General features: G+C 41.0%; 17 protein-coding genes. 2 read left to right on the top strand and 15 right to left on the bottom strand.

Going from position 1 to position 14,952, the window contains the following annotated elements:
* From gmd to NPE20_RS17805, 13 genes are all read right to left on the bottom strand, one after another.
* A partial coding sequence (gene gmd / locus NPE20_RS17745) for a GDP-mannose 4,6-dehydratase (RefSeq protein WP_256536534.1) occupies positions 1-690 on the bottom strand: 690 nt, incomplete at its 3' end.
* A 67-nt stretch (positions 691-757) separates the two neighbouring features.
* Entirely contained in the window at positions 758-1,321 is a 564-nt protein-coding gene (locus tag NPE20_RS17750; protein WP_256540033.1) for a DUF3109 family protein, read from the bottom strand.
* A 4-nt stretch (positions 1,322-1,325) separates the two neighbouring features.
* The gene (locus NPE20_RS17755; protein WP_256540034.1) at positions 1,326-2,102 is read right to left on the bottom strand and encodes a DUF3108 domain-containing protein; all 777 of its coding nucleotides are present in this window, start codon (positions 2,100-2,102) and stop codon (positions 1,326-1,328) included.
* Positions 2,103-2,136: 34 nt separating this feature from the next.
* A complete protein-coding gene (locus NPE20_RS17760; protein ID WP_256540035.1) occupies positions 2,137-2,652 on the bottom strand; it encodes a DUF2480 family protein in 516 nt (171 codons plus the stop codon).
* A gap of 71 nt (positions 2,653-2,723) precedes the next feature.
* A complete protein-coding gene (locus tag NPE20_RS17765; protein ID WP_256540036.1) occupies positions 2,724-4,829 on the bottom strand; it encodes a peptidylprolyl isomerase in 2,106 nt (701 codons plus the stop codon).
* A 97-nt stretch (positions 4,830-4,926) separates the two neighbouring features.
* The gene (gene lptC / locus NPE20_RS17770; protein ID WP_256540037.1) at positions 4,927-5,502 is read right to left on the bottom strand and encodes an LPS export ABC transporter periplasmic protein LptC; all 576 of its coding nucleotides are present in this window, start codon (positions 5,500-5,502) and stop codon (positions 4,927-4,929) included.
* A 9-nt stretch (positions 5,503-5,511) separates the two neighbouring features.
* Positions 5,512-6,834: a BamG family beta-barrel-assembly machinery protein gene (bamG, locus tag NPE20_RS17775; protein WP_256540038.1), complete on the bottom strand. Its 1,323-nt coding sequence runs from the start codon at positions 6,832-6,834 to the stop codon at positions 5,512-5,514.
* Positions 6,827-7,570: a type III pantothenate kinase gene (locus NPE20_RS17780; RefSeq protein ID WP_256540039.1), complete on the bottom strand. Its 744-nt coding sequence runs from the start codon at positions 7,568-7,570 to the stop codon at positions 6,827-6,829. Before NPE20_RS17780 ends, bamG begins: the two co-directional genes overlap by 8 nt.
* The gene (gene purQ, locus NPE20_RS17785) at positions 7,570-8,262 is read right to left on the bottom strand and encodes a phosphoribosylformylglycinamidine synthase subunit PurQ (protein ID WP_256540040.1); all 693 of its coding nucleotides are present in this window, start codon (positions 8,260-8,262) and stop codon (positions 7,570-7,572) included. Before purQ ends, NPE20_RS17780 begins: the two co-directional genes overlap by 1 nt.
* Before the next feature lie 45 nt (positions 8,263-8,307).
* Positions 8,308-9,294 (bottom strand): DUF6427 family protein, encoded by a 987-nt coding sequence (locus NPE20_RS17790; RefSeq protein WP_256540041.1) that lies wholly within the window; start codon positions 9,292-9,294, stop codon positions 8,308-8,310.
* A 100-nt stretch (positions 9,295-9,394) separates the two neighbouring features.
* On the bottom strand, positions 9,395-10,378 hold the full coding sequence (locus NPE20_RS17795) for a glycosyltransferase family protein (RefSeq protein ID WP_256540042.1): 984 nt from the start codon (positions 10,376-10,378) through the stop codon (positions 9,395-9,397).
* A 152-nt stretch (positions 10,379-10,530) separates the two neighbouring features.
* A complete protein-coding gene (locus NPE20_RS17800; protein WP_256540043.1) occupies positions 10,531-11,385 on the bottom strand; it encodes a UDP-2,3-diacylglucosamine diphosphatase in 855 nt (284 codons plus the stop codon).
* 508 nt (positions 11,386-11,893) lie between these two features.
* On the bottom strand, positions 11,894-12,421 hold the full coding sequence (locus tag NPE20_RS17805) for a DinB family protein (protein WP_256540044.1): 528 nt from the start codon (positions 12,419-12,421) through the stop codon (positions 11,894-11,896).
* 30 nt (positions 12,422-12,451) lie between these two features.
* Here NPE20_RS17805 and NPE20_RS17810 point away from each other — a divergent pair, with 30 nt between their 5' ends.
* The gene (locus NPE20_RS17810; RefSeq protein WP_256540045.1) at positions 12,452-12,868 is read left to right on the top strand and encodes a hypothetical protein; all 417 of its coding nucleotides are present in this window, start codon (positions 12,452-12,454) and stop codon (positions 12,866-12,868) included.
* A 12-nt stretch (positions 12,869-12,880) separates the two neighbouring features.
* Here NPE20_RS17810 and NPE20_RS17815 read toward each other — a convergent pair whose 3' ends face one another.
* Positions 12,881-13,606 carry a YjjG family noncanonical pyrimidine nucleotidase gene (locus NPE20_RS17815; protein ID WP_256540046.1) on the bottom strand — a complete coding sequence of 242 codons (726 nt, stop codon included), beginning with the start codon at positions 13,604-13,606 and terminating at the stop codon, positions 12,881-12,883.
* Between the two features lie 69 nt (positions 13,607-13,675).
* Complete coding sequence (gene upp / locus NPE20_RS17820) at positions 13,676-14,320, bottom strand: uracil phosphoribosyltransferase (RefSeq protein ID WP_256540047.1); 645 nt, start codon at positions 14,318-14,320, stop codon at positions 13,676-13,678.
* Positions 14,321-14,452: 132 nt separating this feature from the next.
* On the opposite strand from upp, the gene NPE20_RS17825 reads away from it, so the two are divergent.
* Positions 14,453-14,950: a GNAT family N-acetyltransferase gene (locus NPE20_RS17825; RefSeq protein WP_256540048.1), complete on the top strand. Its 498-nt coding sequence runs from the start codon at positions 14,453-14,455 to the stop codon at positions 14,948-14,950.
* Positions 14,951-14,952: the final 2 nt, after the last annotated feature.

Consider the following 14,952-nt stretch of genomic DNA (forward strand, 5'->3'; position numbering starts at 1 on the left):
CTTTGCATGGCCCCAATCGCGCTGAGCGGATAAATTGCCTACGTACAGGCAATCCTGCAGGCCTAAGCTGATCTTGGCAACGGCGCGGGTAATTTTACGGGTAACAAAAGTTTCGCCGCGTATGGGGCTTTCATGGTTAAACAATATACCGTTGCAGGCATACATTTGATATGCTTCGCGATAGTTCACAATGATCCAGTAGCCGTAAAGCTTGGCTACCGCATAGGGCGATCGCGGGTAAAAAGGGGTGGTTTCGCTTTGCGGGACATGCTGCACCAAACCATAAAGTTCTGATGTAGATGCCTGGTATAAACGTGTTTTTTTGGTAAGGCCTAATAGCCTGATAGCTTCCAGTATGCGTAGTACACCAATACCATCGGTATTAGCGGTATACTCGGGCGAATCAAAACTTACCTTAACATGGCTTTGGGCGCCAAGGTTATATATTTCATCCGGCTGTATCTCCTGGATAAGCCGGGTTAAATTCATAGCATCAGTAAGATCGCCGTAGTGCAGATGTAATTTAACGCCGCTTTCATGCGGGTCGTGGTACAAATGGTCTATCCTGTCTGTATTAAAAGATGACGCCCGGCGTTTAATGCCATGTACTTCGTATCCTTTTTTCAGTAAAAACTCAGCTAAATATGCGCCGTCCTGGCCAGTTATGCCCGTTATTAAAGCCTTTTTCATTAACAAATATTATAAAATGCAATATTATTTAAATTAATTGTAAAAGCTTGTATCGGGCTTGCTTGTTTTAGATGCCGGCAACGGTATCTTCCAGCTCGCGGTACCATTCTTCGCCATATTTGCGAATAAGGGGTCCTTTTAAAAATTCGTGTACCTTTACCTGTAGTTCATCGCCAAAAGAACATGCAGGACTACAAATGCTCCATCGGTCGTAATTTAAAACATCAAACTCGGGGTATGCCGTTATGCGGATGGGATATAAGTGGCATGATATAGGTTTTTGCCAGTTAACGGCGCCTTCTTCATATGCTTTTTCTATAGCGCATTTGGTAATGCCGCCTTCCCATATTACATAAGCGCACTCTTTGTTCACCTCAACGCATGGGGTGGTGTAGTCGCCTTCAAAATCGGTTACATAGGTGCCAACCTCTTCAATAGTGGCAATGCCCTTAGCGGTCATGTATGGTTTAACCTTGGGGTATATCTCGTCCAGTATATTTAACTCATCGTGGTTTAAGGGCGCACCCGAATCACCTTCAAGGCAGCAAGCGCCTTTGCATTTGTTTAAATTGCAAACAAAGTTGTTTTTTATAACATCTTCGTGCAGTAAAACATTTCCTACTTCAATCATCTAATTATTTTTTAATGGGGTTTAGCGGATATTTAAGTCCGCTGGCCTGCGTCAGGTCCATTACCAAGCTACCAACTATCAGTTCTACATGTGCTTTAACGGGGATGCGGTTCTTATCGTCGGTGATCCACAAATATAGCATACTGTTTTTTCTAAATATACGCCCCGGAATAATAGTGGGGTTAAACTTTAAACAATTAAAAGTTCCCAACCCGCATTTCACCTTTTCGCGGCCTATAAAAGTAATGGTAAGTGTGTGTATGCCATCCTCCAGAAAGTAACGCATACTTAGCTTATCGCCAATTTTTAGCTTTGATACATCAATGTTACGCGCAAAGTAATAAGCCGATAAAAAGTCGAACACATTGCCTTTGAACGGGAATTTACCTTTATCAGCAGTAATTACACCTGCATTGTGGTCAAAAGTAACCTTATCGCTATGTCTGTATTTTGATTCCTGCCTTTGCTCGGAATAATAATAAGGCATCAGCGTTTGCGGGTCAATAAATGTTTCGTACTTATTGCGCACTTTAAAAAGCAGGTTGAATGTGCCGGCAGTGCGGGCATCGGCATAAATATGTAGTACAGGGTGGTTATCAAACTTAACCGGACTATTCTCTACCTTAATAACAGCCTCGGCCGCGGTAAAAATACCGTACTTTAATTTATATGTTATTTGTTCGCCAGCTTGAAAAGCAACCTCGTTTGTTTTGGTTACTTCCTGGCTAAATGCGCCTGCAAAACAGGTAAGCATTAAAAGAGCTAAATAATATTTCCTCATGTGTTTGGTATAGACGCAATTACCACAGTACGGTTTAATCTTTGCGTTTATAAATAGGCACAGTTGAGCATGGCTCGCCAAACATAAGGCTTTTTGCAACCGGGGTAAGCCGCTGTGTTAACTCCACATAAGCCGATACAGGGACAGGCACATCGCCGCATCCTTTTATCACCACGCGCTGGTCACGATATTGTTCAACATCAAGGGCGGCCACTTCTTTTACAAACAATACGGTTTCTAACACATCGGCATCGCCAAAAACAACCTGGCGGGCGTATGGTGCCAAACGGTTAGCCAATAACATATATGCCCAGGCGGGTACAATGGCATCGGCTGTACAGGTAATGGCTACGTTTTTGTCCTGGTATTGTGCCCAATCATGTGTTTTAACAAATTCGCGGAAATCTTTTTCGCGCAGCATAAGGCCATGGAACAGGTTATCTTTAATATCATAAACCACGCGCTCGCCCGGGGCATAAAATTGGGCAGGGTCTAAAGTAACCAGTCCGCTTTGTGCAACTTTATTTATTATATTTTCCTGTATTTCCATGTTGTGTTAAATAAAAAATCCGGCATCAACTATAACGTTGGTGCCGGATACAAAATTACTTTAAATTTTCCTTACAAGAACTTAGCTCTGTTATCTTTTACATTCGCCTTATCTTTCAGGGCGTCAAGCACAGTGCCTTGAGAGCGTTGTAACAACGCCTGGCCTATTTGCTCTTTCTCTCTAACATTGTTTGTAAGCTGTGCCGGGTTAGTAAAGCTATCTAATGTAAATACATAAACACCTTGCTGGCCCTGAACCGGTTTCGACAGTTTATTTGGCTGTGAACCAAATACAGTACCTATAACTTTATACTCTGCTTGTGAACCTGGGATTACCGGATTAGCAAATACAATGTTTTGTAACGGAACAACTTTGCTGCCCGCCTTTTGAGCAACCTGATCAATGCTTGTTGCACCGTTTAAAGCGGCTTGTAATTTAGCTGCAAGCTGTTTGCCTTTAACCTGTATGCGAACCATAGGCTCAATTTGTTTTTTTACTACATCTAAAGGTAAAATGCCTTTAGGTTTTATGGCAGATACACGTGCAACTACATATTGGTCGCCAACAGTAAATACCTGATCAGAGAAAGTTCCTTTTTCTGATTTGAATGCCCATTTTACAATTTCACGTGCATTATCTAAACCTAATACGCTTGCCGCTGTAGCATTTACATCTTCGGCATTTTTAATAGGTAAGCCTGCTTTTTTAGCCTGAGCATCAAAGTTTTCGTTTGTTAATGAGCTTAAGAATGACTGCGCTTTGCTGTAAACCGTTGCTTGTGTTTTGCTGCTTGGTGCCAATGGTTTATCAACTACGGCAACTTTAACAACCTTTGATGAGCCTTTTTGCTCTTCTATCTGTACAAGGGCTACACCAAACTGAGCGTTTACGATTTTAATATCGCCTGTTTTGCCATTAAATATAGCATCTTCAAACGCAGGAGGTAATGTGCCTCGGCCCAATGTGCCCATGTCACCACCTTTATCGCCTGATGCTTTATCTACCGAGAAGGTTTTAGCCAGATCGGCAAATGATTTACCGCCTTCAATTAATTTCTTAAGTGAATCGGCTTTGGCAATAGCTTTATCAACGCCGCCTGCAGTAGCCGGGTTTAATATAATGCTTCTTGCTTTTACAGAATCAGGACCAACTCTTGAATCAATCAGTTTAGCTATTTTATAACTGCCATTTGATAAGTAAGGGCCATACATAAAACCTTTATCTGCAGCAAACATAACCGAATCCAGTTTAGGCTCTAACTGTCCTTTTTTCTGGTAAACAATTTGTGCCTTTGTTTCAGAGTTGATCTGCACAAAAAGTGAATCGTTAGGGGTTGCTTTAAAAGCAGCTACTAATTTATCAACCTGTGCTTTTACAGCTAAGGTATCTTCTTTTGAAGGGGCAGCATTAAAGCTTATATACTCAAAGCTGCGTAACTCCTGTTGATTTTTAAATTCAGATTTATGCTCGTTATAGTAAGTGCTATAATCATCATCAGTTAATTTGATGTTGGCATCAGGTATTGAAGCGTAATCAAGCACTGTATATTTAAAGTTTGCTAATTTGTTTTTAGCAAGATAATCATCCTGTGCATCAAGCGAGTTTACATATAGGCCGTTAGTTACCAACGCCATGTATTTTTGCTGTTTTTTAGCCGCTATTAGTTGTTTAACAAAATCTCCCCAGGCGTCTATCTGTGCTTTCTCAACTTTTGGAGATTGCAGGTAGCTTAAAAACTGGTTAAGTTTGTTTTTATCAAACTGGCCGTCCTGCCCGGCAAATTGGCGTTGTACCTGCGGGTCGGGGTTACTGCCGCTTATCATAGCCTGGCTTTCGTCAGTACCTACAACAATACCAAGTTTGTTAATTTCTTTATTTAACAGTAGTTCTGTTAAATACTGGTTCCAGGTAGTTTCCTGTATGTAATTAGTAATTTGAGGCGTAATGCTTTGTCCAGACTGTTGTTTAAACTGCTGTGTGCTTTGCTCTAATCTTTGGTTGAAATCAACATACGCAATTTTCTCGCCATTTACCTCGCCAATGTTGTTAGCATCGCCTCTGAAAAACGCACCACCCGATTGCACCACTTCGCTTGCAATGAACGCGAAAAGCGCTAAACCAATAACTCCTGCGAGAATTTTTCCCATTCGCTCCCGCAAATAACCCATTATGCCCATATAACTATATATATTTTATATTTCTCAAAAAGAGGCGCAAGATACAATTTTTACTAAAATTCTATAACACAAAATTTTGCGTAATTAAATTTAGTCATTAATGTGTAAGATTATCATCTACGTGAATAATAGCGGTAGAATTTTGAAACACCGGATTTTTAAATTTATCATCGCTTACAAAGCTGGTGCCGGTCATTTCGTCGCCGCCAACTTTTGTCATTACTACCTTTTTGTTTGAATACACTTGCCGTTTAGCCTGGTCCCATACCAACTCTTCGGAGCGGTAAACCGTACCATCGGGTTTTGTTGCTACAACATTTTTGCGAAATATGACAAGTTGCTTCTGGTCGTAGTAATACCCTGTATCGGCAATAATATTGCCGTCTTCTTTTAAATCGTGGGTATATGAAATAACTTTTACGCCCTTAGGCATAATTTTGTAGGGATCTTTTTTGGTAGCGTATTCTATAAGCAACGGGGAAAAGATCTGCGCTTTTACAAACCCCGAATCGCTGTAGGTAACGGTTACACCGGTTGTACGCTGTATAGGTTTGGTGGCATCAGCAGCGGCTATTGCCTTTACCTTATTTAAATCATTTTCACAGGCGCTTAAAAACAGGGCTGTTAAAACAGCCGGTAAATAAATGCACAGTTGTTTTAGCCTGTTTTGCATTTTACAATGTTAATCAAACCTGTATTTCTGGAACCACTTATCGTTAAGCGTGAATGATAAGCGTATGTTAACATAATTCTCTTTAACCAGGCTGTTAACCAGAGTTCCGCGCCTGCCTACTTCGGCGCCTATATTTACTTTGTAAAAGCTGGTATTATTAGCCCTTAAAGGTAAGCCAACACCAAATGTGGCCGCGTATCTTTTAATATCTGTATTATTTACGTTTAGGTAAGTTTGATCGTAGATAAAGCCTAAACGATAATCAACCGATGCAAAATAGTTTGATAATGAATTGATATTAGGGGTGAACTGACCGCCAACATTGAAGGTTTTGCTATCGCGAAGCCCTTTATTAGTACCGGCAACAGTTAGTTTTGACCAATTGCTCATGGTATAATCGGCACCTATCAAAAATTTTCCATCGTTTTGGAAGGCTATTCCGAAACGGTTGATCATTGGTAATTGTATTTTAGCAGATGGTTGCTGATTGTTTATAATACTATCAGTAGCAACGCCTTCATCGCCATTAGAGTTTCTGTAATAGCTGCTAACAATGTAACTGTTTGATGTATTTAGTTTTGTATTTGCCGATGCAGAATAACCAAAAGTTAAGTGTTTCCGTTGAGAAAAATCTACAGAGTATTGAATACCGTAATCGTAATTGAAACCATTAATGCTATTACTTTCTTCAATTCGGGAGTTTAATACAGCAGGCAGGGAAGGTACTTCTGTTGATTGTGTTTCCTTAAGGTTACCAAATATATAAGATATGCTACCACCAATTGATAAGTGGCTCCCTATCCCAAAACCATAGCCTAAAAATACCCTTGATAAACCGCCATCGCCGCTGTAAAGGTAGTTTACAGCACTTGTGTCTGACGGCAGGCCTGTGCCGAAATTAGGGCTTATTTGTTTGTAATTGTAACCCAATTCGCTGTAAGGCATTAAGCCGAACGTAATTGCCGAGCGTTTTGATACCGGTATGCCAAATGCAATATGGCTAAGCCTGAAGTTGGCGTTGCTTTGTGATGTTTGGCCCGATTTTTCAAGTGTGTTGAAATTGCCGTATAAGCCAATATCAATAACAGTTAAACCAAGGGCCGCGTTTGATGCAGGGTTTAGCGGGTTGATAGAAAAGAAACCATTGATACGGTTGGTTGCCACACCAATACCACCCATAGCACTGTTTTGTGGCAGTAGCATAGGGTTAATATCACCTATACCATAACGCGAATATGGGGAACTGGTAGTTGCAGTAGATTGCGCTTTTACGCCAAGTGCCGTTGCAGTAAATAAGAACAGTATTATTACGAACCTTATATATCTAATCATTATGCTTTTGTATAGCTGCGTTTAATCCTTTTAGAACCAGGTAAGGCTCAATTTTAATATAGGGGGCAAAGATGCTATTTTTCAATAGAGTATCAAAAAAAATACTGTCGCCCCCGCTTAGTATAATATTGTACCCTTTTTGTGTTTTTATATACTCATTTATAAAGCCTTCCAGCTCGTATCTTATCCCGTTTTGCACTCCCGATTTTATTGCAGAAACGGTATCAGTACCATACGCTGCGTTAAAGTTTTTATCGGCCTGTATTAAAGGCAGTGCGGCGGTATAATGGTTAACGGCTTTATAACGCATATTTAATCCCGGTGATATACTGCCGCCAAAATAATTTGCGCCGGCATCAATAAAGTCATAAGTAATGCAGGTGCCACCGCTTATAATTATATTATTTGTACCCGGATATAAATAATTTGCCCCAATTACAGCTGCCAGCCTATCGGCACCAAGTGTGTTGGGTGTTTTGTAATGATTATTTATGCCTGCTGTTATGCTGCTGTTAAAATATATAACCGGAAACTTATTTTCCAGCAAAATTTGCCAGGGTTGTTTTTCTGTTTTTACAGATGACGTTATTACCCTGTTAATTTTATAAATGCTTAAAAAGCTATCTATATCCTTGCTGCCGGTTTGTTCATATTGCTCTACTTTCAACAGGTCATCGTTTTCAAAAACAGCGACTTTAGTAAAAGTATTGCCAATATCAATAACCAGGTTTAGCATCAGGCTTTAGCCAGTGACAATATTGATTCGAAAATGGCAAGGCCATCCTCGTTACCTACAAGGCTTTCAGATGCACGCTCGGGGTGTGGCATAAAGCCAAACACGTTACGGTTAGCATTAGTTACACCCGCAATGTTTTCAATAGATCCGTTAGGGTTGCTTTCGTCGGTTACGTTACCAAACTCATCGCAATAGCGGAACAACACCTGGTCGTTATCATTAAGGGCCTTTAATACATCAGCGTCAGCAAAATAATTACCCTCGCCATGGGCCAAAGGAATTTTTAACGCGCGCTGCTGATCAATAAACTGGGTAACCAGCGAGTTGTTGGTTTGCGCTTTCATGTGAATGTTGCGGCAAATAAACTTGCGGTTTTTGTTATGCAACAATGCGCCCGGCAAAAGGCCTGCTTCTGTCAGTATCTGGAAACCATTGCAAATGCCTAAAACTTTACCGCCCTTTGCTGCAAACTGGATAACCTCTTGCATAATGGGCGAGAAGCGGGCAATTGCGCCCGAGCGAAGGTAATCGCCAAAAGAAAAGCCGCCTGGCAATACAATAAACTCAGCACCCTGCAAATCATGGTCTTTATGCCACAACCGCACTACCTGCTGGCCCATTACATTTTCAAGAACGTGGATGATATCTTCATCACAATTGGAGCCTGGAAATATTACTACACCGAATTTCATGCTACAAAACTAATATAACCTATGAAATTTGAACGAATGTAAAAGTTAAAAAGTGTTAAACTGAAAATATATGATGCTGATAAGCAGCAATAAATACAAACTTTCGTACATCCATTTAACGTTGGCGTTTATAAAATAATAGGAAAAAAACACCGCTGCAGGCACAGCACACAACAAAAAGTGGTTAAGGTTAAACTCGGCTTTAATGTAAAATGATAAACTGCCAATTAAAAATATGACAAATAAAAGCTGGAACGATTTGCGTACCTGCACGTAGCTTTTGTAGTAGTTTTGCTGCAGTTTAAAAAAGTAAAGCACTAAAATAAGCAGTACAGGTATCAGCACCAGGTAATTATAATAGTTAATATTTATACGGTTTGGAAATTTTGAACCCAATGGCGCCCAGATGTGAGAAAAGCCGCCCAGCCTGTTATTGAGATAATAGAAAACCGCGAAAAAGAAGAAGATGGTAAGATAACCCAATATACCTGATACCCACTCGCGCCAGTTAAAAGGCTTAAATACGATCAACGCTATCCAGATGGATAAGAACAGAAATATATAGGGGAGGTAGATGATAGAGCCAATAGCTACGATCATCCCCACATCGTAAGCGGTTGATTTGGCATCGTCGCTTTTATAAAAGCTGAATAGTTTAAACAGCATCCATATCACCAGAAAATTGCAGATGAGCGGTGCGCTTAGTACCATAAACGGCGCGAACAGGGCAGTTAACGTCACATACATCAACGATGGTAAAAAGGTAGGCCTGCCCAATAAATTAAAATGATTAACCAGATAATTAAGCAGCAATGCCTGGGCAAGCACCAATACCCCCGCCCAAAAAACATTTGCTGTGGGCGAAAAAGCATACTCGTATGATACCGGTACAAGTAAACGGGCAAAGGGTTCAACAAAAGTAAATTCGAGCTTATCTGGTACGTGTGCTATATAACCAATGCGCAGTATGAACATTAAAATGGCCAGCCATAAAACATTAAGCGGATTAAATACCTTGAAAATACTGATCATACAGGTTGGCTAATGGCTGCAAAATTAGCACAAAAATTTAGAGTGTTGGACATTTGCATCAATTCCCTCCCTTGGGAGGGTAGGGAGGGGTTCGCAGATATTACCTCGCGTATTTCTTTACCATACTATCTACTATCCGCGCGGTCTCATCCGGGAAATCTACGATGATACGGTGATCATCGGCCAGCCAATTGTTTATGCGCGATACAAAATCATGATTAATGGTATGCACTACCTCAACCCCGAGCTTTGATGCAGACAGGGCATTGCATTGCTGCTCGTATTGTCCACGCATGGGGATCATCAGTACCTTTTTGCCCAGGAATAATGCCTCGGCAGGGCCTTCAAAGCCACCACCGGTAAGCAGGCCGGCGCAGCTTGCCAAACTGGTGTTAAAGGCCTCGTTGTTTATCGGGAACACGTTAACGTTGCCGTCCTGATAAGCGATTTTTGTACGTTTACTAAAGATCTGCCACTCGGCGTTAGTGCCTTTTAAATGTTTGATAAGTGTTTTATCGCTATAGGCGGGCAGGTACACCGTGTAATGGCCCAGGTTGCTGGTTACCATCTTACGGATATCGCTGCGGATAACCGGAGTATGGATAAAATCGTCATAACGCTCAAAGTGGAAACCAATATGATGCGTGGTGGGCGAGTAATATTTAAACAACCACTCGGCATAGTTCCATTTTTTGGGGCGGGGTGTTTTTTGCGAAACAAATGAGCATTGGTGACTTAACGATACCGACGGCACTTTTTGTAGCCTGCATGCCCAGGCGCTAACCGGTTCAAAATCGTTAATTATAAGGTCGTATTGGTTTAGCGGGATGCTGTGCATATCCTTCCACAGCTGGCGCAGGTCCATTATTTTGAAAGTAGCCCAGTTATCAACCCCGCCGTTTTTACCGAAAACAAAACTAAAACCATGGAAACGATATTTAAGCGGCTGCGATAAACTCACCTCAGCTTCGGTACCGCTTACCAGCAGGTCTACATTGCCATATTGCTGCAAAAGGGGCACAATCTCTCGGGCACGACTAATGTGACCATTCCCTGTACCCTGTATACCGAACAATATTTTCATAGAATAGAATTGTGGGCAATTTAGTAAAGAAATGTGTATACAAGATTATTAAATGATGAAATGGAGGTAATTTGTATTTACCGCCATTTTTTCGCGCAAGATACCAAGGCGCAATTGATGTTCAAGAGATTAAGATGGTGATTTATCCGAGATTAATGCGCTTCTTGTTTAAATCTTTCCAGCAGGCTGCGTACATCCAGTTTGGCGTCAAGGTCTTCGGCATCGGTTATATCGTCTTCATCGTTGTCCTGCTTAAAATCATCAGCAAGATATTTGAAAACCTTCCACTCCTGGTTGTGATACTCCAGCGAGGTAAGGCTTTCTACCCAGTCGCCGCTGTTTAGGTAAAGTACCGAGCCGGTTTGTTCGGTTGATTGGATCTCCCTTATTTCGGCGTGATGGATGTGTCCGCAAATAACGTAGGTGTATGCTTTCTCTACGGCCAGGTCGGCAGCGGTTTGCTCAAATTGGTTAATAAATTTTACCGCATCCTTAAACTTGGCCTTTATTTTTTGCGAAAAGCTCATTTTTTCGCGGCCCATCGCGGTTAGGAACCAATTTGTAAGGCTATTGATCAATATGAGTGTATCGTACCCAACGGCACCCAGTTTGGCCAGCCATTTAGAGTGCTGCATGGTAACATCGAACACATCACCATGAAAGATCCAGGCTTTTTTACCGTCGATATTTAATACTATCTTATCCAGCAGTTGGAAAGTGCCCAGGTTAAAATCGGTGAATTTACGCAGCATCTCGTCGTGGTTGCCGGTAAGGTAGTAAACGGGTACACCTTCGGTAACAAACTTTAAAATGCGGCGCACCACTTTCATGTGTGTTTCGGGCCAGTACGATTTGCTGAATTGCCAAATATCAATGATATCCCCGTTAAGGATAAGCATTTTTGGCTTTATGCTTTTAAGATATTTGAGGAGTTCTTTGGCGTGGCAGCCATAAGTGCCTAAATGGACATCAGATATGATAACTATATCTACTTCGCGTTTTGCCATTAAAATTGATAGGCTAAAAAGTTAGCCGTTTTTTAATTACGCCGGTAAGCTGGCAACGAGTGTTATTCCTCGTCGTCGTCGTCATTAACCTTTAGTTCGTAAGGGCTTAGATAGAATGCACCAAGCAATACCAGCAATCCTATTACAAACAAGTAAGCAAATTCAAAATTCATCTTTCCTTATTTTTACAAATATCCGATTATCAAATTATTATACTGTTAAGACTATGTTAAATGTAAAAGGTTACTTAACCATCTAAAATAAATTTGAAAGCGGTTATTCAGGCCGTAATTTGCCTGTTTGTAATGTAAGTTACCAATATTATATGAAAAACGTATGAAAGTTCCTTTGCGTTTAAAACGTTGGACGCATATTTAAACCACTTTACACATTCCACAAAAGTGGTGGCAGTGTTTTGTCAGTGCCATGAAAATTAACTATTTGATTATGAGTAGATTGTGAATTTTAACAGGTGTTCACGCCAGTGAACGTGAACACTTCTATACTATCACTTTGCAAAATTGCTTTTGATACGCTCCAATTGCTTTAAATGATGTTCTAAATGCACCCGTATAAATTTGAACCATTGGGTGGCATTTAACATACCCAAACGCGGGTGCTGCCAGCGCGAATTTTCTTTGGCATCGTTTATTAATCCGGTAATGCCTTCAATGCGTTTGCGGGTTTTTATCAGCAGGTTTTTGGCTTCTTCCTTATCAATTTTTTTGGGTGCCAATTTTTCGGCAACCGCATCCGGTACCGTTGCTTTACCCGGCGGAAATTTCCCGGTAAGCATTAAATAATAGCCCCAAAAACCCATGCCCTTTTTGGTTGGCGGGCAATTATTATGTGTACAACGCTCCAAAGCTATGCTTGAACCCAGACTGGCCTTAAGGATATGATCATAAACCTCGGAGCACGACCAGCCACCCATTGGCGGTGTTTCATTAAACAATGCATCGGTAAGGGTATCCAGTTGTTCCCGGTAGCTATCTAATGCGGCATCAATGGCACGGCGCTCTTTGGCAATGTTCATAGTAGTAAAGTTAACTCTTATATTAGCAAAATGTTAGTACACCCTTATAAATCAGTTGGCAATTTATCATTTACAAATGATAGGAATAAAGTAAGGGCATTATTAAATGAAGAATTTGAAACAGGTATAAAAGAGTTTGGATCCTATAAAGATTATTACGACTATTTTAAAAATAGCGCCCTATTTGTTTATTATGATAAAAACGACCGAATAAACGCATTTGAGTTTTTTGAGCCTAAGCCAATTTTCAATGAAATAGATTTGTTATCAGAGCCATTTCAGAAACTTGTAGAAACGTTTAAGGAACTTGATACCGACCTAATTGTGGAATATAATGGTTTTACTTCAAACAAGTTTGGCATAGGAATCAGTACGAATGATGATCCTGAAACGGATGCAGCGATGCCGGACTCAGTTATAATATTTAGACAGGGCTATTATGATTAAAGTTAATTCACCTTACAGTAATAAAATTAGCTCTTTTAAATGAGTAACCTGTACGGGTACATCGGCGGGTTTTTCCAGGTTGAAGGGGTTAAAATAGATGGCATCCATACCCACCCCCATAGCACCGCGGATATCTGCCTCAATACTGTCGCCTATCATCAAACTTTCGGCAATGGTTGCCCCGGCCAGTTCAATAGCATGCCTAAAAATAGCAGGGTCGGGTTTGTTAACGCCCACTACCTCTGATATAATAATATTTTGAAAGTATGGTGCAAGGTTAGTACCCGCTACTTTCATCTCGGTAGATTCTTTAAACCCATTCGAGATCAGATGCAGGATATATTTGCTTTGCAAATAAGCCAGCGTTTCATGTGCATGCGGGAACAGGTTTGTTTTGGTAGGGCCAAGGTTTACATAGGCATCTTCAAAATCGGCAGGCATCAGGTCGGGCTCTACCCCAAGTTCAATAAAGGTCGATTTAAAACGTTCCTCGCGCAACTCGTCTTTAGTTATCTGGCCCAGGTGATACTGTGCCCAAAGGCGGTGGTTATGGCGGGTATAAGTCTCTATGAAGAGGTCGGCAGAGGGCAGGCCAATGTCCTTTAGCTTATAAGTGCCGTAAAGCTCGTGCAGGGTTTCTTCGGCGTTTTTATCAAAATCCCAAATGGTGTGGTCAAGGTCGAAGAAAATGTGTTTGTAAATTTTAGATGTACGATTTACGATTTTAGATTGAGCCATGTTCTCACAAGTTTGTCCAAAGTTATCATATTTCAAATCGTAAATCTAAAATCGTCCATCGTAAATTACTTACACCTTCTCCCCAAACGCCAGATCTCCCGCATCGCCTAAACCCGGCACGATGTAAGCTTTGCTGGTCATTTCGTCATCAACGGCGCAGGTCCATATCTGTGCTTTTGGCAGGTTGGCGCGCACATGGGCAATGCCTTCGGTACTGGAAATAACGGCGGCTATGTGCAGGGCTTTAAGGTTGTATTGCGCCATAATCTCTTTACAAACACAAACCACGCTTTGCCCGGTGGCCAGCATGGTATCGCACATAATTAAAGTTTTACCCTCCAGGTTTGGGGTTGATATATGATCTACCTGAATGGTGAATGCCCCACTTTTTTTAACGTTACGGCAAGCGGTTGCAAATGTGCTTGCAGAACGGTCGAAAAAATTAATAAAGCCCTGGTGAAAGGGCAGGCCGGCCCGCAGTATGGTGGCAATAACGGGCTGGTCGGCGGGTAAATTTACATTGGCAATACCCAAGGGGGTTTGCACATCGGTCATGTCGTATTTTAGGGTCTTGCTTATTTCGTAGGCCAATATTTCGCCCAGCCTTTCCTGGTTCTTACGAAAACGGAACTTATCCTGCTGCGCGTTCACATCGCGCAGTTCGGCCAAAAACTGGTTGGCAATAGTGTCGGTTTTGTTGAGGATGAAAATCATTCTTAAAATTAAAGTTTTTAAGTAAAAAACAGGCTATTTTATTTTTAACCTAAGAGCCAAATTATTGATGAATAAAATTTATCTTGATTATATGTAGCTAACTACGTAGATTTGTACATAAATAAAAGTATTATGAATATTATAACACAGATAAATGCTTTAAACAATAGCCATTGTAAAGAAATTATCGACATAATCCTCCCTATACAGCAAATAGAATTTAACGTCCCTGTAACGCTTGAAGGGCAGCCCGACCTGTTGGATATTGAAACCAATTACCACCAAACAGGCGGCAATTTCTGGGGCGCTTTTCATAACGGTGAGTTGGTTGGTACCATTGCCATCATTGCAATAGGCGATAATGCCGGCGCTTTGCGCAAAATGTTTGTGCGTAAAGAATACCGTGGCAAAGAGTTGGGGATAGCGCAATTATTGTTAGATACGTTGATAGCTTATTGCAAACAAAACGAGATAAACGCTATATATTTAGGTACCGTTGATATGCTGAAGGCGGCCCATCGTTTTTACGAAAAAAATGGATTTACCCAACTGAACAAAACAGAACTACCCAAATCATTCCCACTGATGGGGGCCGATAATATTTTTTATGAGTTATATTTGGGCAATTAGCC

The organism is Mucilaginibacter aquariorum (genome assembly GCF_024498135.1).
Taxonomy (GTDB): domain Bacteria; phylum Bacteroidota; class Bacteroidia; order Sphingobacteriales; family Sphingobacteriaceae; genus Mucilaginibacter; species Mucilaginibacter aquariorum.